At 46.7% G+C, this 338-nt stretch carries 1 protein-coding gene; it reads right to left on the minus strand.

The features are described 5' to 3' along the window. The coding region (locus LZP73_RS19565) for a DUF3561 family protein (protein WP_234236584.1) at positions 1 to 239 on the minus strand (239 nt) is incomplete at its 3' end. Between the last annotated feature and the right edge of the window lie 99 nt (positions 240 to 338).

Here is a 338-nt window from a genome sequence, read left to right on the forward strand (position 1 = left end):
TCCATCAATGAATGCAGTGCAATCCCCACCACTACAGCGACGGGCATCAGCGCCAGAAAGAAAGGCCAGGTGTAGATAAAAAAGAGCAGCGTGTTAGAGCCATAAATCAACATCGGAATTGCCAACGCGCACAGCCACGATAAAAAACCAACCACAGCGCCAGGCAGCGACCATGTGGTGTCTTCAACCTCAGTAAGGCTGTCGTTATTTGTTAATGTAATGTTGTGGCTGTTACGCATATCTGATCCTGTTACTTTGACGAACCGGGCATGAAAACCCGGTGGTGTCTCAGGATCTGATAATATCGTTCTGTCTCAACAGATCTAATAATTGCTGTA

The sequence above is a fragment of the Shewanella sp. AS16 genome (assembly GCF_021412365.1).
Taxonomy (GTDB): domain Bacteria; phylum Pseudomonadota; class Gammaproteobacteria; order Enterobacterales; family Shewanellaceae; genus Shewanella; species Shewanella salipaludis.